This is a genomic window from Terricaulis silvestris (assembly GCF_009792355.1).
Lineage (GTDB): Bacteria > Pseudomonadota > Alphaproteobacteria > Caulobacterales > Aquidulcibacteraceae > Vitreimonas > Vitreimonas silvestris.
This window is the reverse complement of record NZ_CP047045.1, coordinates 1,298,640-1,318,807: the sequence shown is the minus strand read 5'-3', so window position 1 is coordinate 1,318,807 and position 20,168 is coordinate 1,298,640. Positions and strand designations below refer to the sequence as shown.

Here is a 20,168-nt window from a genome sequence, read left to right as displayed (position 1 = left end):
TCCCCCATCGGACCCATTTTGAAGAGCATTCTCGGCAACCCGGTCGTCCAGTTCCTGTTGGGGCGCCTGATCGGCAGCTACATGCTGTTCGTGGGCGTGACCACGCGCTGGCAAAAGGTCAACCGCGCCGCGGTCGAGCCGTTCTGGGCGCCCGGCGCTGGCCGTTTGATTCTTTGCATCTGGCACGGGCGCTTTCCTCTGATTCATACGATGTGGTCGTTCAAGCGCGGCGCGCCAAAAGGCAAAATGCTGATCTCGCAGTCCCGCGAGGGCGGCATCGTGGCGCACACCTCGCGCACGGTCGGCGCCGGAGTCATTCGAGGCTCTGCCGCCAAGGGCCGCCAGGCCAAAGGCGGCCTGGAGGCGGTTCGCGCCATGGCCCGCCACATCGAAAGCGGCGGCATCGTCGGCGTGACGCCGGATGGCCCGCGCGGTCCTCGCATGCGCGCCAAGAAGGGACCGGTCCAGGTCGCCAAGCTCGCTGGCGCACCTTTACTTCCGGTGGCGTGGGCGACGTCAAATCGGATCGTGCTCAACAGCTGGGACAATTTTGTTCTTCCGCTGCCTTTCGGTCGTGGCGCGAAAATCTGGGGCAATCCGATCGCACCGCCCGCGCCCGATGCGGGCGACGAAGAGGTGCAGCGCATTCGACTCGCACTCGAGACAGAGATGAACCGCATCTCTGCGGAGGCCGATCGCATCGCTGGCGTTCCGGTGATCGAGCCCGCACCACCAAAGTTTGAGACCACGACGCCCGAGCCCGCGGCGACGGCCTCGTGAGCTTCTCACCCGCCCTTGCCGCCTATCGCGCGGCGACAAGCGTCGTCGGCGCCTTCGCGGGGCTGTGGCTTGGCGCCCGTGCGGATAAGGGCAAGGAAGACAAAGCGCGTTTGGGCGAGCGTTTCGGCCGCTACATCCGCGACCGGCCGGCTGGGACTCTGATTTGGCTACATGCGGCGAGCGTGGGCGAGAGCGGCGTGGCGTTAGGGCTGATTGAGGCGATGAGCGTGCGCGATCCGTCGCTCTCGTTCTTGTTGAGCACCGGCACGCGCACGTCGGCCGACCTCGTTGCGCGGCGTGCGTTGCCCCGCGTGACGCATATCTATGCGCCGCTAGATCGCGGCAGCGTGGTGCGGCGCTTCCTCGATCATTGGCGGCCGGACCTCGGCGTGTTCGTCGAGAGCGAGATTTGGCCAAATCTGATCTTGGCCGCCGAAGCGCGGCGCGTGCCGCTGGCGCTCGTGAACGCGCGCATGAGCCCTAACTCACTGCAACGCTGGCGCGATTGGCCGAAAGCGGGTGCGCGACTGCTCAGGGCGTTCGCGTTCGTCTCGGCCGCAGACACGCGAACATCGGCGGCGCTCACCGAGGTTCGAGGCGAAAGCGTCCCGGCGCTTGGCAATCTGAAACTGGCGGCGCCTGCGCTGCGCGTCGATGCAAACACGCGAGCGGCCTTGGCGCAGGAGATCGGCGCCAGGCCGTTCTGGCTTGCGGCTTCCACTCATCTAGGCGAGGACGAGATCGCGCTCGCGGCGCACGCCCTGATCCGCGCTGAATCGCCGGACGCGCTGCTGGTGATTGCGCCGCGTCATCCTGAACGCGGCGCGGCAATTGCCACGCGGGCTGACAATGCGCCACGGCGTTCGAAAGCCGAGCCGATCGGGCATGCGCCTGTCTACATCGCCGATACGCTGGGAGAGTTGGGGTTGTTCTACGATCTCGCACCGACGGCGCTGGTCGCAGGCAGCCTGCGGCCTGACCTCAAGGGGCACAACCCGATCGAGCCAGCCAAACTCGACGCCGCGATCGTCTCGGGACCTCACGTTGAGAGCTTTCAGGACTTGTTCGATGCGCTTACGGCGGCGGGTGGTGTGACCACTGTGAACGATGCAGCATCAATCGCGAACGCCGTAACGCGCCTTTGGAGTGATGAAGCAGCGCGCTCCGCGCAAATTGCGGCGGCGCGCGGCGTGATCGCGCACGGCGTGGAGGCGTTCGACGCGACGGTGACACAGCTCATCGCGTTGCTGCCGCAGGGCGCGGATGTGAGGCCGGCGCATGCGACCGCCTGAGTTCTGGCGCGCAGACGCGCGCGGGCGCGACAGCGCGCTGGTCCTACGCGGCCTGCTGACGCCCGTTTCGTGGGCGTATGCGTGGGCCGCGGCGCAGCGCATCGCGACGACACGTCCGCGTCATGCGCCGGCGCCGGTGATCTGCGTCGGCAATCTCACCGTCGGCGGCGCCGGCAAGACGCCAGTCACGCGCGCCTTGCGTGCGAAGCTTGGGCCCAACGCCCATACGCTATCGCGCGGCTATGGCGGACGTGTTGAAGGACCGCTGCGCGTCACGCCGGATATGGATGCGCGCGAAGTTGGCGATGAGCCCCTGTTGCATGCCGCCGATGGTCCGGCATGGATATCGCGCGACCGCGTCGCTGGCGCGATGGCGGCGGCAACCGCCGGCGCGCACGTCATCATCATGGACGACGGCTTTCAGAACCCCGAACTTGGGAAGGATCTGTCGTTCGTCGCGGTGGATGCGGGCTATGGGATCGGCAACGGCCAAGTGTTTCCAGCAGGACCGCTACGCGAGCGCCTCCACAACGGGTTACGCCGCGCCGACGCCATCGTGCTGATCGGGGATGGCGAAGAGCATACCCCGCGCTGGCTGGAGCGGTTTCAGCGTCCCATATTGCGCGCACGCCTGTCGCCGACGGGCGAGGCGCCGCGCGGCAAGCTGGTAGCGTTCGCGGGGCTGGCGCGGCCGGAGAAATTCTTCGACACGCTGGAAGCGATGGATGTGCAAGTAGAGGAAGCCGTCCCCTTTGCAGATCACCATGTCTATTCGGAAGACGATTTGGAAATGCTGGCGCAAATGGCCGAGGAACGCGGCGCAACGTTGATCACTACGGAGAAAGATGCGGCACGCCTCACGCCCGCGTGGCGCGCGCGCGTGGCGGTGCTTCCGGTGGCGGCGCGTTTCAGCGATGAGGCCGCGCTGGACGCCTTGCTCGCGCCGATCCAATCGCGGATGACGGCCACGCATGGCTAAGTCAAAGCCGCTCAATTTTGGTTTCCGCCTCGAGGCGATCGCGTGGAACGCCTACATCGGCGGGCTGAGCGCGCTTGGCCTTGACCGCGCCTCGCGCTGGGGTGGCGCAATCGTGCCGGTGGTGGCGCGCGCGTCCAGTGCGTGGAAAACGGCGATCCGCAACATCAAGATGTCGTTCCCAAACGAGAGCGACGCTTGGCACCGCGAAGTGCGCGCGGAGACGTTCAACGAACTCGGCCGCATGTCCGGCGAATTTCCGCATATGGGCAAGTTTCTGGAGAAGTATCGCTCCGGCGAACTCGCGTTCGAGGGCAAGGAGCGCGTGGAGGCGACGCTCGGCAAGGGCGCAGTGTTCATTGGCGGGCATTTCACCGATTGGGAAGTGACCTCGCTCTGCCTCGCGCAAGTCGATCCGACCTGCCACTTCACCTATCGCCCCGCCAACAATCCCATCATCGACAAATACATTGTCGATACTCGTGCCAGGTTTGGGCTCGCGCTGCAGGCGGCGAAGGGTAAGGAGGGCGGCATGGGCCTGCTGCGCTCGCTGAAGAAAGGCCGCAGCATCGCGCTGATGAACGACCAGAAGTACAACAAGGGCTTGGCCGTGCCGATGTTCGGACATGACTGCATGACGGCGGATGGTCCGACACGGCTCGCGCTCAAGTTTGGCGTGCCACTGATCCCGATCACCGGGCGTCGCATCGAAGGCACCAAGTTCGTGGCCACCGCCTATCCCGCGGTCCCGCTCGACTACGACAAACCAGACGACGAGCAGACTGTGTTCGACGGCGTGAAGCGCATCAACGAATTCATGGAAGCGCGCGTTCGGGAGGCGCCCGGCCAATGGTTCTGGGCGCATCGGCGCTGGCCGAAGGAAGCGTGGAAGGCGGCGGGCCTGGTATGAAATGGACGCCGTATCACCGGTTCGAAATCCAATCGGCGCTTTCACCCCAGGCCGCGATCGAAGCGCTCAAAGCTCATGTTGAGGAACGGCGGATGTTTCGCGTTGGCGTCTTCCCAAACCCCGCGAACGACAAGCGCTTCCACGGCGACGTCAGCGCCGACAGTTTCAGCATCAGCCGGATCACCGGATACCGGAACTCGTTCCTGCCGAACGTCACGGGGAAGGTTCGAGGGACGGGATCGAGATCGACAATCGACGTCGAAATGAAGCTGCACTCGCTCGTGGTCGTTCTGCTGATCGTGATCATGGCAATGTTGCTGCTGATCGTCGGCGCGGCCGCTTTCGCGGCTGACGCCATGGGCTTGGTCTCGCTCGTCCTGCTGCCCGCGCTCGCCTATGGCGGCGTGCTCTGGGGCTTTTGGTTCGAGGCCGAGAAGCAGGAGCGCGCGCTACGCGAGATCTTCAACGGAACTTGAACCCATTCCGGTTTCGCTGCTCCGCCGCCTTCGCTACAAGGGTCGTGGGAGGGCTTCATGTCACGTTTGCCGATTGCGCTGGCGGCGCTTGCGCCATTGCTTGCCTTGGGCGGCGGTTGCTCGACCATGGACCGCATCAGTCCAGACCGCGCGCCCCGGGCCGACGATACGCTCCGCGCGATCCAGAGCGCGCATTTCCACGAATGCCCGGAGGGTCGCGCCTTGGCGAATGCGCGCATCGGCAGCGACAACGAATCCCGCGGTGTCGACACGCAAGACATTGGCCTAGTCCCGCTCGCCAGCGATCCGAGCCGCGCGGTGCGGCTGCGGCGCATCACGGTTCAGGCGGGCGGGGCGATCGCTTGGCACGCGCATGACGGTGTGCAGGGCATGGCGTTGGTGCTTTCGGGCGAGATCACGGAATTCCGCAACACCTGTCTCGACCCGATCGTCTACCGCGCCGGCGATGTCGCGCGCGAAGACGCGCAAACCGCACACGGCTGGCGCAACACGTCACGCTATCCGGCGGTGATCCTGGTGACCCACGTGGTGCCGCGGAGCTAGTTCGCGCTGATCAACGCAGCGCGCGCAGCGCTCAGGCCCTGCAGCGCCACGCTTGGATCGAGTTGGCGGTCGCGCCACTTCATGCGCCAGCAAAGATGCGGGCCGGTGGCGCGGCCGCTGGAGCCGACGGCGCCGATGCCTTGGCCCTGCTCCACGCGATCGCCGACCTGAACGTCGAGCCGGCTCATGTGCAGATACATGGTGATGAGATTCTGGCCGTGGTCGATGAACACGAGCCCGCCTTCGTAATGCATATCCGGCTGCGCCAGCGTGACAACGCCGGCGGCAGGCGCGCGAATCGGCGTGCCGGCGGGGGCTGCGATGTCGTAGCCGAAGTGCGGTGAAGCGGGCACGCCGTTCAAGACGCGCTGGTTGCCCCATGTGCCGGAGACGCGGCCGCCTTCGACAGGGATGATGAAGCCGTCGAGAAAGCCTTCGATGTCGGCGTAGCTGTTCCAACCCTGCTGCTTCACCGCCGCTTCGCGCTGAATGCGTGCGATCACTTCGGGATCGGTGGGCGTCACGGTTTGCTGCGGCAGGCCGTCGACGCGCTGGATGTCGAACTGGCGCGGCGCGATCGCGTAGCGCCCTTCGACAGTGCGATAGACATCTTGGCGAACGCCGTCTGTGCGGACAGGCTCGCTCGCGGCTACGACAGCTTCGGCGTCATGATCGCGCGGGAAGCCAATCACGGCCCAGCCTTGCGCATCGGCGATGCCGCTTGAAACACCGTCCACGTTGATGACTGCGCCGGGCAGAGTCCGACAAAGCGCCACGCCGCCTTGGGTGAAGGCGCCGGCGCAATTGAGCGAAAGCGTCGCGGGCGGCGGAGGATCGACGGGGCTGACGACCTGGATCGGCGGCGTCGCAACCGGCGGCTGTTCCGGTTGCGCCGGCGCGTCCGGCGCGGCGCAGGCGACGAGCAGAAGTGCGAGTATCCCCCCGACCAGTTTCATCGCTGCTTCTTCTCCTGGAGTTCTTTCCAGCGCTGCGTCGCTTCCTTTGGGCTGCGATAGGCTTCCTGCAGGTCGACGTTCCAATAGCGCAATTCGTCCAGCGGAATGCGCTCGCCCGATACGGCGCACAGGACATGCGTCCCGTGCTTTAGAATCGTGATCTCGTTGTCACCGTAATGGAGCTTGGCCTCGGCGCCGCCCGGATCGTGCTTGTTCATGGATTCCATTTAGCCCGCCCCGCCCCTAAGACCAAGCGCGCGGGGCGGCGCGAAGCCGGGTTTCGGGTGCAAAAACATGAACGTTCGGCCAGCAGAACCAGATGATCTCGACGCCCTGGCGCGGCTCTGGTGCGAGGTGTGGACCGCCTCACATGCGCCGTTGATGCCGGAGGCGCTGATCAAGCTGCGGACGCTGGAGAGTTTCCACGAACGGCTCGCGCACATGATCAGCGATGTCCGCGTCATCGGACCTCCCGGTGCGCCGATCGGCTTTTGCGCCATCAAGGACGATGAACTCTACCAGATGTTCGTCTCGTCTGCCGCGCAAGGCACGGGTGCGGCGGCGATGCTGATGGCGGACGGTGAAGCGCGGCTGAAAGCGAATGGAGTGGCGACGACGTGGCTTTCGTGCGCGATCGGCAACGACCGCGCTGCGCGGTTCTACGAAAAACTCGGCTGGCGGCGCGCGGGCGTGATGATGAATGAAGTCGAGACATCGGCGGGGCCGTTCGCGCTGGAGACGTGGCGGTACGAGAAGGATCTACACGCAGAATGACCGGACGCGCATCGCGCTCCGTTTTTGCTTTGCGCTCTCGAAGCGGGAGAGCGGGACGCGCCGTGAGCGCTGGACCAAGGGAGAGTGAGTGTTTTGCGAACACGACACGTCCCGCGCAATCGTTTGGCTCTGGCCTAACGGTTGAGGAGCTGTTCACTCCGGAGCCGAAGGCTTGAGACGTGCGGGCGATGCCTTCGTCCGGACCCCAGCGGTTTCAAGCCCCGCTGGCTAACTCACGTTCGATCACGTCTCTCACGCTCAGGTGTTCGGCTAGCACTTGAACCTCCCGTGTGAGAGATGCGGGCATATTATCGGTGGCTGAAGTCGGTCGGATTGATCCGCGCAAATATTTGCAGGTCGGAGCGCGCGGCTCCGCCGCGCATGGGTGCAAGCGATTGAGCGTGTGGTGAAAATGCGCGGCGGAGCCGCGCGCTCCAACCTGCATGCACCGCGCGCGTTTGTTGGATAGAGGGCGCCTCTATCCCCGCTTCCGCGCCTAGAACAGCTGACCCTGATCGCCGCCGGGCTTGGTGCTCTTACCTTTCGGCTTTGCCGCGCCATCCGCAGGCGGATCGATCACCGCTTTCTTGTGATCGTCGGCGAAGGTGAGGTCGATCACGTCGCCGGCGTTCAGATCCTTGGCGGCGCGGACAAGCGTGCCGTCATCGCGGTGAACCATGACGAAGCCGCGCGCCAGCACGCTTTTGTGCGACAGCGATTCCAACATGCGTGTGGCGCCATCGAGATGCTTTCGGTGACCTTCCAACGTGCGTTTGATCGCGGGCTGCAGGCGCGCTGTGGTGCGGACGAGATGGTCGTGGCGGCGGGCGATGTCTTGCACCAGCGCTTCGGGGCGCAGGCGCGCGGCGACGCGATCGAGTTTGGATTGCGCGGCGCGCGTGTTAGCGACGAGCGCCGCGTTGAGACGCTCGGCTGCGCGATCGAAACGCTGTTGCGGGATTTGAAACAGCGTCTCCAGGCGCGGCAGCTTCCCGGCCGCGGCGCGGAGTTCGGTGCGGCGGCGTTCGAGGCCGCGGACCAGGCCATTCTTTAGCCGGCCATCAGCGCTGGTGACGCGCTCGATCAACTCCGACCGCACCGGCACGGCGCGTTCAGCGGCGGCGGTCGGCGTTGGCGCGCGGAGATCGGAGGCGTAGTCGATCAAAGTGGTGTCGGTCTCGTGGCCGACGGCGCTGATGAGCGGGATCTGGCTTTCGGCGGCGGCGCGGACGACGGCCTCTTCGTTGAAGGCCCAGAGATCCTCGATCGACCCGCCGCCGCGTGCCACGATCAGCACGTCGGGGCGGTCACGGCCTTGCAACGCGTTGAAGCCCTTGATGGCGCGCGCGACTTGGCCGGCGGCCTCGGGCCCCTGCACCAGCACCGGCCAGATGATGACGCGGCGCGGAAAGCGCTCGCGCAGGCGATGCAGGATGTCACGGATCACAGCGCCGGTGGGCGATGTCACTACGCCGATGGTTTGCGGCAGATACGGGATCGGCTTCTTGCGCTCGCGCGCGAACAGGCCCTCCGCTTGCAGCCGCGCTTTCAGCTTCTCGAGTTGCGCCAACAGCGCGCCGGCGCCGGCGGGCGCCATGCGGTCGCAGATGAGCTGGTATTGCGAGCGGCCGGGAAAGGTCGAGAGCTTGCCCTCGGCGACGACCTCCAAGCCTTCCTCCGGCTTGAAGTTGAGCTTCTGCGCTTCGAGGCGAAACATCACCGTCGAGATGGTGGCGTTGGCGTCTTTGAGATCGACGTAGAGATGGCCGGACTTGGCGATCATCACGCGGCCGAGTTCGCCGCGCACGCGGACACGGTCGAAATTGGTCTCGACCGACCGCTTCACCGCCTGCGACAACTCGCTGACGGTCAATTCCGGCAAGTTGGAATTCGCGGCCTGGGTGCTCTCTGCCGTCTCTGACATCAGTTTCATATAAGCCGACTCGCCCGCGCGCGCCGGGAATGCTTAACATTCCCCGGGCTGGGGAGCCGGGGGATCAGCATATGGCGTTCGACGCCAACGATTTGTCGCCGCACGAGCATTTCGTGGTCGAGCGCACGCGCGCCGGCGAGGTGGCCGATTTTACAGCGATGGCCGGCCCTGGCGGGGCCAAACCGCCGGTGCGGGCCGGTTTTCTGCGCAAGCTGATGCTGCAACTGGACCCAAATTGGGCGGTGCGGACGCCGGGTGTGCGGCTGCGCGGCACCAAGATCGAAGGCGCGCTCGACCTTACGGATTGTTCAGGGGCTGGCGGCGCCGGGCTGCCGGCGCTGGCGCTGGTCGAGTGCGAGCTGCCCGACCTTGTGGATGTGAGCCACGCGCGACTCGCGCGCTTCTCGCTCAAGGGCAGCCGGCTGGTGAAGCTGGTGGCGATCGAAACGCAAGTCGATGGCGAGCTTGATCTTTGCGATGTCGCGCCGCTCGGCGCACCGGGCCTGGAGACGCTGACGGCGAAGCTGCGTGGCGCGCGCATCGATGGCGACGTGTTGGCGCGCGGCGCCAAGTTCGCGCGCGCGGTCGATAGCGACGAAGACGCGCTGATGCTGCAGGGCGCCGAGATCGCCGGCAATCTGTTGATCGATCAGGGCTTCGAAGCGTTTGGCTGCGTCTGGATGCAGAACGCGCGGATCACCGGCGGGATGTCGTGCGAAGGCGCTACGCTGCTGAACCGCACTGAGGACGGCCTGGGCGAAGCGCTCAACGCCGACGCCGCCGAGATCGCCAACGTGCTGATGCGTAAGGCCAAGGTCGAAGGGCTAGTTCGGTTTAATGGCGCGCGCATCGTGCGCGATCTCGACATCAGCGAAGGCGCATCCTTCAAGAACGAATTCAGCATCGCGCTGATGCTCGGCAACGCTGAGATCGGCGGACAGATTTTCGGCGACGGCGCCAAGATCGCGGGCCAGCTTTGGCTGCAGAGCGCGGCAATCGCGCGCAATCTCGATCTGCGCGGCGCTGAGATTACGCACAAAAGCACGCCGCGCGGTGACACCTATGGGCGCGCCATCGAAGGCGCCAGCATGAGCGTTGGCGGCGCGGCGCTGCTGCAGGGCGCAAATATCAAAGGCGAAGTGTTTCTCGCTGATGCGCGGATCGCGGGTTATCTCTCCTTTGGCGGCGGGCGCTTCATCAATGGCGGCGCCTGGGCCATTCGTGCGCCGAACGTGCGCGTCGGTGGCAATCTGACGTTCAAGATCGCGGACAACGGCTTTGCGCCGCTTGGGCAGAAAACAGTGATCGAAGGCGGCGCGAAGTTCGACCGCGCGCGGATTGATGGCGCGCTCGGGTGGACGAATCTGGAACTGCGCGGACCTGGGCCGGATGGCGCCAAGGGCGCGTTGTTCTCGTTTGCGGACGCCACCATCGAAGGCGCAGTGCAGGCGCGAGGGTTGGTGACGCAGCAAGACGCGCGCATCGATGCGTCTGGCGCGAGCTGCGCTGCGTTGGATGACGATCTGAAAGCTGGCTGGGGCGTGGATGGCGCGCGGCTTGATCTTGAGGGCTTCGACTATCAGCGCATCGACAATCGCGACGAGAAATGGCGCCAGCGTTTGCATTGGCTCAACCGTTACGGCGAACGCTTCTCGCCGCAGCCGTTCACGCATGCGGCGCAAGTGTATGCGCGTGCGGGCCGCCGTGAAGATGCGCGGCGCATCCTGCTGGCGCAGCACGACAAGCGCACCGTTGTGGCGTCGGCGGGGCCGATCACGTGGTTCTTGTCTTCGCTGTTCGGCATCATCGCGGGCTACGGCCTGGCGCCGATCCGCATCGTGCGGGCGTTGGCGCTGTTCCTGGCGCTCGGCGTCGCCGGTGTATTGACGATGAACGCGCAGGGCGCACTCGTCACGCCGCGCGGCACGCAATGTAATGGCGCGATCGAGCCGGCGCTCTACGCGGTGGACGTGGCGCTACCGGTGATCGATCTCGGCCAAGAGAGCCGCTGCGGCCCCGGCCGCACGGCGCGCGCGGAACTTTCGGCGGGCGCGCCAATCGGCGACACCGACTGGCGCTTGTTCGAGGGCGCGGCGGTTTGGAAGTGGGCGCATGCGCTTTACGCCATTCTTGGCGCGATCCTTACCGCCCTGGCTGTGATCACGTTTTCCGGAGTGATGAAGCCGAAGGACGAATAGCCGCGCATCACGGCTTGCGTCGGCCCCCGACTAGGGGTTTGGGTACGCTCAAACTTCGTAGGGGACGTTACGCATGCTTCGCCGCACTCTTCTGACTTCCGCCGTCGCCGTGCCTGTTCTGGCCGCGTGCGTTACGCCAACAACAGGAGCCGCCGTCGATCCGATGGCGCCGCTCCCGGCCGACAACAGCTCGCATGCTCAACCGGCCGTCGCGCGCGTCACGCACGTTTCGCTCGATCTCGAAGCCGACTTCGCGCGCAAAGTGATGACCGGCAAGTGCAAGCTCAGGATCGCCTCCGCACCCGACGCGCGTGAGATCGTCCTCGACAACGACAACCTTGTCATCCGTTCGATCAAAGCAAACGGCCGGGATCTGCAATACACCGTCGGCGAACGCCGCCCGACGCTGGGTGCGCCGCTTACAGTCCAACTCGATGGCGCCGACGAAATCGAGATCGATTACGAAAGCAGCCCCGGCGCCAGCGCGCTGCAATTCCTTGAGCCCGCGCAAACCGCGAGCAACAAGAAGTTCTTGTTCAGCCAGGGCCAAGCGATCCTCAATCGCTCCTGGATCCCAACACAGGATAGCCCCGGCATTCGCCAAACCTACGACGCGCGCATCGTTGGCCCCGCCGATCTGAAAGTGGTGATGAGCGCCGAGATGCTGACGCCCAACGGCGAAACCGCGGGTGAAGGCAAACGCGCGTTCCGCTTCCGCATGCCGCAGCGCATTCCGCCCTATCTCATCGCCATCGCCATCGGCGATCTCGTGCATCACGCCGTCACCGACCGCACCGGCGTCTGGTGCGAGCCAAGCGTGCGCGAACGCGCCGCTTACGAATGCGCCGACATGGGCAACATGATGCGCGTCGCTGAAGCGCTCTACGGCGAATACCGCTGGGGCCGCTACGACGTGCTGATCTTGCCGCCGTCATTCCCGTATGGCGGCATGGAAAACCCGCGCCTCACCTTCCTGACGCCGACTTTCCTCGCCGGCGACCGCAGCCTCGTGTCGCTGATCGCGCACGAACTGGCGCACTCGTGGTCCGGCAACCTTGTCACCAACGCGGTCTGGGGCGATAGCTGGCTCAACGAAGGCTTCACCTCCTATATCGAGGACCGCATCGGCGAAGAACTCTTCGGCATCGAAGAAACGCGCATGGCCGAAGTGCTGAGCTGGGCCGCGCTGCAGCAGACACTGCAAACCGCGCAACCGGCACAAACCGTGCTGCACCAAGATCCGGCGCCGGGCGCCGACGGCCCGCCCAGCACCATCGTCTATGACAAGGGCGCCTGGATGCTGCGGACGATCGAACGCATCATCGGTCGCAACCAGATCGACACTTACTTGCGTGGGTATTTCGACCGTCACGCCTTCGGGCCAATGACGTCGGAGTGGTTCCTCGCCGACTTCCGTCAGCACGCCGTGCGTGGCGACGCAGCCCTCGAAGCACAATTGATGCTCGACCAATGGGTGTACCAGCCTGGGCTGCCGTCAAACGCGCAAGCGCCGGTGGCGTCGGGCTTCACTGAAGTCGATCAAGCTGTGCAGGCCTTCGCTGGCGGTGGCGCGCCAGCAGCGGCTTGGGCGAACTGGAATACGGCGCAGCGCCAGCGTTATCTGCAAACGCTGCCGCGCGAACTTTCGCGCGCGCGTCTCGATGCGCTGCAGGCCGCGCTCCACCTCAACGAAACCGGCAACAGTGAAGTGCTGTTCGACTGGCTCGCGCTCGCCGTGCGCAACCGCTACCAGCCGGCCGTCCCCGCCCTGGAGACGTTCCTCACCAGCCAGGGCCGCGGCAAGTTCGTGCGTCCGCTTTATACGGCGCTGATGGGCCAAGGCGATTGGGGCCAGCCGATCGCGCGGCGTATCTACGCCCGCGCCCGCGCGGGTTATCACCCGATCGTGCAGGCTGGCGTCGACCGCATCGTCACGCCGGCTTGATCTGACTATGGACCGCCGGCGCCTCGCCGGCCAACGCCAGTGTTTGCCGGCGAGGGCGCCGGCGGTCCATATTGGCGCCCATGAAGATTCTGATCGTCGGGTCGGGCGGGCGTGAACATGCGCTGGGCTGGAAGCTGAAGCAGAGCCCGCTCGTTTCGGAGCTGATCTCCGCGCCCGGTAATCCGGGCTTGGCCGAGCTTGGCCGCACCGTGCCGATCAAATCGGATGACGCCGCGGAGTTGGCCGCGTTCGCGATGCGCGAGCAGATTGATCTTGTTGTGATCGGGCCGGAGGCTGCGGCGGCAGCGGGGTTAGCGGATCGCCTCGCGCAAGTCGGCGTCGCCTGTTTCGGCCCGACGCAAGCCGCGGCGGAGCTGGAAAGCTCCAAGGCCTTCATGAAGGACTTCTGTGCGCGGCACGGCATTCCCACCGCCGGTTACAAAGTATTCGACGATGCGATCCACGCGAAGGCGTACCTGGGTGATCGCGAACCGCCATTCGTGATCAAGGCCGACGGCCTCGCGGGCGGCAAAGGCGTTGTCATCGCCGCGACGCGCCGCGAAGCCGACGAGGCGATCGATCAAATCCTGTTCTGGCGAAAATTCGGCAGCGCTGGTCAGCGCATCGTCATCGAGGATTTTCTGCCAGGTGAAGAAGCCAGCTTCTTCGCACTCTGCGACGGCGAGACCGCGATCGCGTTCGGCGCCGCGCAAGATCACAAGCGCGCTTACGATGGCGACAAAGGACCGAACACCGGCGGCATGGGCGCCTACTCGCCGGCGCCGATCTTTACGGACCATGCACGCGATCAAACCATGGAGCGCATCATCCTGCCGACATTGCGCGGGATGAAGGCGGAAGGCCGACCATTCGTCGGCGTGCTGTTCGCGGGGCTGATGATCACGCCAGATGGGCCGAAGCTGATCGAGTTCAACGTCCGCTTTGGCGATCCAGAGTGCCAAACATTGATGCGGCGGCTGAAGAGCGATCTCGCGCCAGTGCTGTTGGCGGCGGCGAAAGGTGAACTCGCTGGCGCCGCGCCTGTGGAGTGGGATGCCCGGCCGGCGGTGACTGTCGTTTACGCGGCGCAAGGCTATCCGGACGAACCACTGACGGGCTCCGTGATCCGCGGCGTTCCGCAAGCCAACGCGGTGGAGGATGTCGTGATCTTCCACGCTGGCACTAAAGTGGATGATGCTGGCCTGCTGCGCGCCGCCGGGGGGCGCGTGCTCAACGTCACCGCGACCGGCGCCACGCTGAAAGACGCCGTGGCCCAGGCATATGCAGCGGTCAGCGTGATCGACTGGCCGGGCGGCTTCTGCCGCCGCGACATCGCCTGGCGCGCGCTTACACCGTAGCCGCGATACTCAACCCTTGTCGTCATTCCGGGGCAATGCGAAGCATTGAACCCGGAACCCAGGGGCAAACGACGCGCTGGTCGCCCCTGGGTTCCGGATCGCGCTTCGCGCGTCCGGAATGACGAGATTGTTCTAAATGACTGAACCGACCGAAGACCCACATGCCAACTTCAAGGGCGTGAAGCCTGTTGAGGAACGCCATCAACTCGATGAAGCGGCGCTCACGGTGTGGCTTCAATCGAACGTCGAGGGCTATGCGGGGCCGCTGACGATCAACCAGTTCAAGGGCGGGCAATCGAACCCAACCTATCAGCTCGTCACGCCCGCGAAGAAATACGTGTTGCGCAAGAAGCCGGCGGGAAAGTTGCTGCCGTCGGCGCATGCGGTGGACCGCGAGTTTCGCGTGATGTCGGCGCTGTACCCCACAGGCTTTCCGGTCGCGCGCCAGTACGCGCTGTGCACGGACGACAGCGTCCTCGGCGCGATGTTCTACGTGATGGAGATGGTGGAAGGCCGCGTGCTCTGGAACGGCGCGCTGCCGGAGCTGAGCAAGGCTGAGCGTCGCGCCGTGTATGAAAACAAGATCGCCACGCTGGCGAAGCTTCACAACACCGACCACGAGAAGATCGGCCTGAGTGACTACGGCAAACCAGGCAATTATTTCGCACGTCAGATCGATCGCTGGTCGAAGCAATACAAATTGAGCGAAACCGAAACGATCGACGAGATGAACCGTCTGATCGAATGGCTGCCGCAAACCATCCCGTCCGGTGAGCGCACCTCGATCGTTCACGGCGACTATAGGCTCGACAATCTCATCCTGGATCAGACCGAGCCGCGCGTGATCGCGGTGCTGGATTGGGAGCTTTCAACGCTCGGCGATCCGCTCGGCGATTTCACCTACTATCTGATCAACTGGGTGATGCCGCACGACGGCCGCGCCGGACTTGGCGGCGTCGATGTCGCTAGCTTGGGGATCCCGACGCAGGACGAAGCAGTCGAGCTCTATTGCCAACAGACAGGGCGCGACGGCATCCCCGCGCTCGACTGGTACTTCTCCTACAACGCCTTCCGCCTCGCCTGCATCCTCCAAGGCATTGCCGGCCGCGTGCGTGACGGCACGGCGGCGAGCGCGCACGCGTTGCAAATGATCCAGCGCATCCGCCCCCTCGCGACCGCCGCATTCATGTACGCGCAGAAGGCCGGCCTGAAGTGAACGAACGGCGGCGCAAATCGATGAAGCGCGTCGTGCGACGCGGGTAAGCGCTTGACGCGATCAGCGGGCGGTTCGATTCAAGGCCGATCGAGGGGACAATCCATGCTGCACCGCGCCATCACGGCACTCACCGCTTTCGTTGCGTTGACAGCGCTCAGCGCTTCGGGTTTCGCGCAAGAAACCGAACCGCGTGTCGCCAGCATCATCCATGCGGGCCGCCTGCTCGCTGACGCTTCGACTGGCCGCATTCTCAGTGAGCAATCCATCCTCGTCGGCGCCGAGGGCAATATCATCGGCATCGAAGCCGGCTACGTGGAGCGTCAGGGCGCGACGATTATCGATCAGCGCAGCCGCTTCGTACTGCCGGGCCTGATCGACAACCACGTCCACCTCACCGGCGAACTCGGCCCCGATCAACTGATCGAAGAAGTGACGCTCACCGCGGCGGACGGCGCCCTGCGTGGCGCGGGCTTCGCGCGAACCACGCTACTGGCGGGCTTCACCACGGTCGCTGACTTGGGCGCAATGAACGATTCCATCTTCGCGCTCCGCCGCGCGATCGCCGAGGGCCGCGTGCCTGGGCCACGTATTATCGCGTCTGGCGCGGCGATCACGCCTGATGGCGGCCACGGCGACGTCAACGGCTTTTCGCCGGCTGTGAACGATGCCCTGCGTAGCCCGAATGCATGCTCTGGCGCCGACGCCTGCCGCCGCGCCGTGCGCCGTCAAATTCAGGCTGGCGCCGACGTCATCAAGATCACCGCAACAGGCGGCGTGCTCTCCAACACCTCCGCAGGGCTCGATCAGCAATTCAGCGACACCGAACTCGAAGCCATCGTCGATGCGGCGCACGCCATGGGACGCCGTGTCACCGCGCACGCGCACGGCGCCGGCGGCATAAACGCGGCGCTCCGGGCTGGCGTGGATTCGATCGAGCACGGCTCATACGCCGATGCGGACTCCATCCGCCTCTTCCGCCGCAACCACGCCTACCTCGTTCCCACTATTCTCGCCGGTGTCACGGTCGAAGAAATGGCGGCGCAGGGCGGCGTGTTGACTCCGGCGCAAGCGAACAAGGCCCGCGAAGTCGGCACGCGCATGCGCCAAAACATCCAAAACGCGCGCCGCGCCGGCGTGCAGGTCGCATTCGGCACCGACACCGGGGTCTCCCGCCACGGCCAGAACGCGCGCGAATTCCAGTTCCTAGTCGAAGGCGGCTACACGCCAATGCAGGCCATCCGCATGGCTACCATCGACGCCGCCGATCACCTGCAGCTGAACAATATCGCCGGCCGCATCGCGCCGGGTTATGCGGCCGACATTATCGCGGTCGACGGCGATCCAACCCAGGACGTGGCCGTGCTGATGAACATCCGCTTCGTCATGGCGCGGGGCTTTACGCACAAGAACGAGTAGGCGGCGGACGCGAATAGCGCTAACGGAGCGCCATGCTCAGAGTACTTGCCCGCGGCGGTTCCGAGGTTGCCTGCGAAAGCCCAGGCGCACTTTGGTATGACCTGGAGTCTCCCACGAACGAGGAAGAAGCGGACGTCGAGCAGGAGCTCGGCATCGACGTGCCGACGCCCGCGGAACGCGCCGCGTTCGAGGAATCAGCGCGCTACTATGAAGAGAACGAGGCGCTGCACTTGACGGCCACGCTGCTCGGGCGGCGAGATGAGGGACCGCTCGTGTCGGGGGCCGTCACCTTCATTCTGACGAAGGGCAAGCTCGTCACCGTGCGCCAAGTGCGTCCGCGCGCGTTCGAGATTGGCCAAGGCCGCGCCTCGGCGCGGATCAGCTCGGCGCAGACCGGCGCCGACGTGATGCTGGCGCTGATCGAAGGCGCGGCTGAACGGCTTGCCGACGTCCTGGCCGACGCGACACGCGACGCCAACGCGCTCTCGGTGAAGGTGTTCGACGAAACCGACACGATGGACTTGCGCATGGCGCTCAAGGACCTTGGTCGGATTGGCGGATTGGCGGCGCTGGCGCACGATTCGCTCACAAGCATGCAGCGCTTGTTCGTCTACGCACGCGCCAGCAAGAGCAGATATGGCTTGGTGGATTCCAGGCTTTCGGCGCTCGCGCGTGACGTCAGCGAACTAGAACGCATCGCTGAGCAAATGCAGCCGCGGCTCTCGTACTTGCAGGACGCCGTGCTTGGCTTGATCAACGCGGCGCAAACTAATGTGCTGAAAGCGCTCTCGCTCGCGACCATCGCCTTCGTGCCGCCGACTCTGATCGCGTCGATCTTCGGCATGAATTTCGATCACATGACCTGGTTTCGCGCGTCTTGGGGACCGTGGGTTGGCGTGGCGATGATGTTCGCGGCCCCGGCCACGCTGTTTGCCATCGCCAAGTGGCGGCGCTGGTTCTGAATTAGGAACCTGGCTTTGCCGGCGTCTCGATCTGCCGTGTAACGATTGACGGGCGCATACGCCCGCGCCTAAGCCACCGCTCTGGCGCCCGTCTGTGCTGCGGGAGGGCCCGAGGGACGCAACAATGGCTTCGCTTGAATTCACCCGTCGCTATGCGATGGCCCATCGGCTGTTGACGACCAAGAGCCCGAAATGCGCGATCCCGCACGGGCATAACGAGTTCGTCACCGTTCGCCTCGATCCGACCGAACCGTTCCGCTTCGGCGGCGCCAATTCGGCGGCGCCGTTCGAGCATGTGAAGCGGCGCTGGCATCAATGGATCGACGAGCATGTCGATCACGCCCTTCACCTCGACGAAAACGATCCGCTGATCGGCTACTTTCGCACCCGCGAGCCGGAGCGGCTGTCGCAGATCATAACATTCCAGGGCGATCCGACCACCGAGGCGCTGGCGGCCTGCTTCTGGCTGAAGCTGACTGCGTTCGTCGCGGTCGAAGGACTGGCGTTCACCGTGCGCGAAGTGCGCATCGAAGAAACGCCAACCAACACCGTGGTGATCAACCGCCAGAATTTCGATCCGTCCGATTGCGGCTTGCGCGCCGGCGTTTGGCCACGGCGCTCGGACATGAGCATCAACGACTTCCGGGACTAGCCGCCGAAGAACCACGCTAGCCACGGCAGGCCGGCGGCAAGCGCCATTGCAACTTCAACGCAAACGCTCAATCGGTTGAACTTGGTATCGGTCTTGTCGCGCCACATCGAGACAAGACGCCCGAACGCCGCGCCGCCCCAAGCGGCTGCCACGGCAGCTGAGGCGCCCGTGGCGACGACACCAACCAGCGCGCCACCCGCCAGCACGTAGCGCAAGGTCAGCACCAACGCGCACAGGTGCAGCAAAAAGATCATGCCACCGAACGTGGCGCGGAATTCGGCGAATCCGCCTTCTTGCTCATCCGCCTTCAAGCGCACGAAGCGCGACGCCCAGTGCGGGTCGTACAGCGCACGCGCGCCGAGGCCCGCACCGAGCGCGAGCGCCAGTGCGTTCAAAATCCAAGCAAACAGCATCAACGCATGCCGGGCAGGCTCTCGCCTTCTTGTTTGCGCTTGCCGGTCCAGCCGTACTTGGCCAGCTCGTTCATCGCGATGGTGCGCGCGTGCACCTCATCCGGCCCGTCAGCCAAGCGCAGAGTGCGGATGCCGGCATAAGACTTCGCTAGGTTGAAGTCCTGGCAGACGCCCGCGGCGCCGTGGGCCTGGATAGCGTCGTCGATGATCCGGAGCGCCATGGTTGGCGCCGACACCTTGATCATCGCAATCTCGTTTTTGGCCACTTTGTTGCCTGCGACGTCCATCATGTAGGCGGCCTTCAGGCAGAGCAGCCGGTTCATCTCGATATCGATGCGGGCGCGGGCAATACGCTCTTCCCACACCGAGTGCTCGGCGATGGTTTTGCCGAACGCAACGCGCGTGGTGATGCGCTTGCAGAGCGCCGCCAGCGCCGCTTCCGCGGCGCCGATGGTGCGCATGCAATGGTGGATGCGGCCGGGGCCGAGACGGCCCTGCGCGATCTCGAAGCCGCGGCCTTCGCCCAACAACAGGTTCGACGCCGGCACGCGCACGTTTTTCAACTCGATTTCCATGTGGCCGTGCGGGGCGTCATCATAGCCGAACACGGTGAGAGGGCGCTCGATGGTCACGCCCTTGGCGTCGAGCGGCACCAGGATTTGGCTCTGCTGGCTGTGCTTGGGGTTGTCCGGATTGGTCTTGCCCATCAGGATCGCGATCTTGCACCGCGGATCGCCGGCGCCCGATGACCACCACTTGCGGCCGTTGATGACGTAGTCATCGCCGTCACGCTTGATTTCGCACTGGATGTTGGTGGCGTCGGACGAGGCGACGGCCGGCTCGGTCATCAGGAAGGCCGAGCGGATTTCGCCGTTCATCAGCGGCTTCAACCACTGATCCTTCTGCGCGCGCGTGCCGTAGCGCTCGAACACTTCCATGTTGCCGGTGTCGGGCGCGGAGCAGTTGAACACTTCCGACGCGAACACGACGCGGCCCATGATCTCAGCCAAAGGCGCATATTCGAGATTGGTAAGCGTCTCGCCCTCGAACTGGAACGTGTCATCGACCTTCGGGTGTCCGCTCGACGACGGCATGAAGAAATTCCAGAGGCCCTCCTTCTTGGCCTTCACCTTCAGGTCTTCCACGACCTGGATCACCTTCCAGCGGCTGCCCTCTTTCTGCTGCGCCTCATAGGTGGGCACCGCGGGGATGATGTGGTCGTCCATGAACTTGCTGACGCGGCCGATCCATTCCTTGGCGCGGTCTGAATGTTCGAAATACATCGTGATCTCCGGCTCGCTGGCGCAGGTGCTGAGCGCACGCTAAGGCTCCGCGCGAGCGGGAGCA

19 protein-coding genes are annotated in these 20,168 nt (G+C 65.0%); 14 read left to right on the top strand and 5 right to left on the bottom strand.

What is annotated here, in order from left to right; all coding sequences use genetic code 11:
• The first annotated feature begins 18 nt into the window (after positions 1-18).
• Genes DSM104635_RS06505 through DSM104635_RS06480 form a run of 6 tightly spaced genes read left to right on the top strand, consistent with a single transcriptional unit; the run spans position 19 to position 4,998 of the window.
• A complete protein-coding gene (locus DSM104635_RS06505; protein ID WP_158765427.1) occupies positions 19-780 on the top strand; it encodes a lysophospholipid acyltransferase family protein in 762 nt (253 codons plus the stop codon).
• A complete protein-coding gene (locus tag DSM104635_RS06500) occupies positions 777-2,072 on the top strand; it encodes a 3-deoxy-D-manno-octulosonic acid transferase (protein ID WP_158765426.1) in 1,296 nt (431 codons plus the stop codon). Before DSM104635_RS06505 ends, DSM104635_RS06500 begins: the two co-directional genes overlap by 4 nt.
• Positions 2,059-3,051, top strand: coding sequence for a tetraacyldisaccharide 4'-kinase (lpxK, locus tag DSM104635_RS06495; protein ID WP_158765425.1), 993 nt, complete (start codon positions 2,059-2,061; stop codon positions 3,049-3,051). The genes DSM104635_RS06500 and lpxK overlap by 14 nt, the downstream gene beginning before the upstream one ends.
• Entirely contained in the window at positions 3,044-3,958 is a 915-nt protein-coding gene (locus DSM104635_RS06490) for a lysophospholipid acyltransferase family protein (RefSeq protein WP_158765424.1), read from the top strand. Before lpxK ends, DSM104635_RS06490 begins: the two co-directional genes overlap by 8 nt.
• Positions 3,955-4,434 (top strand): hypothetical protein, encoded by a 480-nt coding sequence (locus DSM104635_RS06485; protein WP_158765423.1) that lies wholly within the window; start codon positions 3,955-3,957, stop codon positions 4,432-4,434. The genes DSM104635_RS06490 and DSM104635_RS06485 overlap by 4 nt, the downstream gene beginning before the upstream one ends.
• Positions 4,435-4,491: 57 nt before the next feature.
• Positions 4,492-4,998: a cupin domain-containing protein gene (locus tag DSM104635_RS06480; protein ID WP_158765422.1), complete on the top strand. Its 507-nt coding sequence runs from the start codon at positions 4,492-4,494 to the stop codon at positions 4,996-4,998.
• Here the strand turns inward: DSM104635_RS06480 and DSM104635_RS06475 are convergent.
• Together DSM104635_RS06475 and DSM104635_RS06470 are read right to left on the bottom strand one after the other, a co-directional pair.
• Entirely contained in the window at positions 4,995-5,954 is a 960-nt protein-coding gene (locus DSM104635_RS06475) for a M23 family metallopeptidase (protein ID WP_158765421.1), read from the bottom strand. The two genes, DSM104635_RS06480 and DSM104635_RS06475, sit on opposite strands and share 4 nt — an antisense overlap.
• Positions 5,951-6,172 (bottom strand): DUF2093 domain-containing protein, encoded by a 222-nt coding sequence (locus DSM104635_RS06470; protein WP_158765420.1) that lies wholly within the window; start codon positions 6,170-6,172, stop codon positions 5,951-5,953. The genes DSM104635_RS06475 and DSM104635_RS06470 overlap by 4 nt, the downstream gene beginning before the upstream one ends.
• 76 nt (positions 6,173-6,248) lie before the next feature.
• Between DSM104635_RS06470 and DSM104635_RS06465 the strand changes: the two genes are divergently transcribed.
• Entirely contained in the window at positions 6,249-6,728 is a 480-nt protein-coding gene (locus tag DSM104635_RS06465; protein WP_158765419.1) for a GNAT family N-acetyltransferase, read from the top strand.
• A 496-nt stretch (positions 6,729-7,224) separates the two neighbouring features.
• Here DSM104635_RS06465 and xseA read toward each other — a convergent pair whose 3' ends face one another.
• Positions 7,225-8,661 carry an exodeoxyribonuclease VII large subunit gene (gene xseA / locus DSM104635_RS06460; protein ID WP_158765418.1) on the bottom strand — a complete coding sequence of 479 codons (1,437 nt, stop codon included), beginning with the start codon at positions 8,659-8,661 and terminating at the stop codon, positions 7,225-7,227.
• A 71-nt stretch (positions 8,662-8,732) separates the two neighbouring features.
• On the opposite strand from xseA, the gene DSM104635_RS06455 reads away from it, so the two are divergent.
• The 7 genes from DSM104635_RS06455 to DSM104635_RS06425 all read left to right on the top strand — a co-directional run bounded on the left by DSM104635_RS06455 (position 8,733) and on the right by DSM104635_RS06425 (position 18,408).
• Positions 8,733-10,859: a hypothetical protein gene (locus tag DSM104635_RS06455; RefSeq protein WP_158765417.1), complete on the top strand. Its 2,127-nt coding sequence runs from the start codon at positions 8,733-8,735 to the stop codon at positions 10,857-10,859.
• Positions 10,860-10,932: 73 nt separating this feature from the next.
• Positions 10,933-12,804, top strand: coding sequence for a M1 family metallopeptidase (locus DSM104635_RS06450; RefSeq protein ID WP_158765416.1), 1,872 nt, complete (start codon positions 10,933-10,935; stop codon positions 12,802-12,804).
• Positions 12,805-12,875: 71 nt separating this feature from the next.
• Complete coding sequence (gene purD / locus DSM104635_RS06445) at positions 12,876-14,162, top strand: phosphoribosylamine--glycine ligase (protein WP_158765415.1); 1,287 nt, start codon at positions 12,876-12,878, stop codon at positions 14,160-14,162.
• 136 nt (positions 14,163-14,298) lie between these two features.
• On the top strand, positions 14,299-15,378 hold the full coding sequence (locus tag DSM104635_RS06440) for a phosphotransferase family protein (RefSeq protein WP_158765414.1): 1,080 nt from the start codon (positions 14,299-14,301) through the stop codon (positions 15,376-15,378).
• Positions 15,379-15,480: 102 nt separating this feature from the next.
• Positions 15,481-16,794, top strand: a complete 1,314-nt coding sequence (locus DSM104635_RS06435) for a metal-dependent hydrolase family protein (RefSeq protein WP_158765413.1) — start codon at positions 15,481-15,483, stop codon at positions 16,792-16,794.
• Between the two features lie 32 nt (positions 16,795-16,826).
• Complete coding sequence (locus DSM104635_RS06430; RefSeq protein ID WP_158765412.1) at positions 16,827-17,756, top strand: CorA family divalent cation transporter; 930 nt, start codon at positions 16,827-16,829, stop codon at positions 17,754-17,756.
• A 124-nt stretch (positions 17,757-17,880) separates the two neighbouring features.
• A complete protein-coding gene (locus tag DSM104635_RS06425; protein WP_158765411.1) occupies positions 17,881-18,408 on the top strand; it encodes a 6-carboxytetrahydropterin synthase in 528 nt (175 codons plus the stop codon).
• Here the strand turns inward: DSM104635_RS06425 and DSM104635_RS06420 are convergent.
• Entirely contained in the window at positions 18,405-18,821 is a 417-nt protein-coding gene (locus DSM104635_RS06420) for a hypothetical protein (RefSeq protein ID WP_158765410.1), read from the bottom strand. The genes DSM104635_RS06425 and DSM104635_RS06420 overlap by 4 nt on opposite strands.
• Positions 18,821-20,104 carry an acyl-CoA dehydrogenase family protein gene (locus DSM104635_RS06415; RefSeq protein ID WP_158765409.1) on the bottom strand — a complete coding sequence of 428 codons (1,284 nt, stop codon included), beginning with the start codon at positions 20,102-20,104 and terminating at the stop codon, positions 18,821-18,823. The genes DSM104635_RS06420 and DSM104635_RS06415 overlap by 1 nt, the downstream gene beginning before the upstream one ends.
• Positions 20,105-20,168 lie beyond the last annotated feature (64 nt).

Bases quoted from the DNA above. Each gene is read 5' to 3' on its own strand.
- DSM104635_RS06430 (WP_158765412.1), top strand. From the start codon at position 16,827: ATGCTCAGAGTACTTGCCCGCGGCGGTTCCGAGGTTGCCTGCGAAAGC.
- DSM104635_RS06420 (WP_158765410.1), bottom strand. From the start codon at position 18,821: ATGCTGTTTGCTTGGATTTTGAACGCACTGGCGCTCGCGCTCGGTGCG.
- DSM104635_RS06470 (WP_158765420.1), bottom strand. From the start codon at position 6,172: ATGAACAAGCACGATCCGGGCGGCGCCGAGGCCAAGCTCCATTACGGT.
- DSM104635_RS06425 (WP_158765411.1), top strand. From the start codon at position 17,881: ATGGCTTCGCTTGAATTCACCCGTCGCTATGCGATGGCCCATCGGCTG.
- DSM104635_RS06440 (WP_158765414.1), top strand. From the start codon at position 14,299: ATGACTGAACCGACCGAAGACCCACATGCCAACTTCAAGGGCGTGAAG.
- DSM104635_RS06480 (WP_158765422.1), top strand. From the start codon at position 4,492: ATGTCACGTTTGCCGATTGCGCTGGCGGCGCTTGCGCCATTGCTTGCC.
- xseA (WP_158765418.1), bottom strand. From the start codon at position 8,661: ATGAAACTGATGTCAGAGACGGCAGAGAGCACCCAGGCCGCGAATTCC.
- DSM104635_RS06450 (WP_158765416.1), top strand. From the start codon at position 10,933: ATGCTTCGCCGCACTCTTCTGACTTCCGCCGTCGCCGTGCCTGTTCTG.
- DSM104635_RS06435 (WP_158765413.1), top strand. From the start codon at position 15,481: ATGCTGCACCGCGCCATCACGGCACTCACCGCTTTCGTTGCGTTGACA.
- DSM104635_RS06465 (WP_158765419.1), top strand. From the start codon at position 6,249: ATGAACGTTCGGCCAGCAGAACCAGATGATCTCGACGCCCTGGCGCGG.
- DSM104635_RS06475 (WP_158765421.1), bottom strand. From the start codon at position 5,954: ATGAAACTGGTCGGGGGGATACTCGCACTTCTGCTCGTCGCCTGCGCC.
- DSM104635_RS06485 (WP_158765423.1), top strand. From the start codon at position 3,955: ATGAAATGGACGCCGTATCACCGGTTCGAAATCCAATCGGCGCTTTCA.
- DSM104635_RS06490 (WP_158765424.1), top strand. From the start codon at position 3,044: ATGGCTAAGTCAAAGCCGCTCAATTTTGGTTTCCGCCTCGAGGCGATC.
- DSM104635_RS06455 (WP_158765417.1), top strand. From the start codon at position 8,733: ATGGCGTTCGACGCCAACGATTTGTCGCCGCACGAGCATTTCGTGGTC.
- lpxK (WP_158765425.1), top strand. From the start codon at position 2,059: ATGCGACCGCCTGAGTTCTGGCGCGCAGACGCGCGCGGGCGCGACAGC.
- DSM104635_RS06415 (WP_158765409.1), bottom strand. From the start codon at position 20,104: ATGTATTTCGAACATTCAGACCGCGCCAAGGAATGGATCGGCCGCGTC.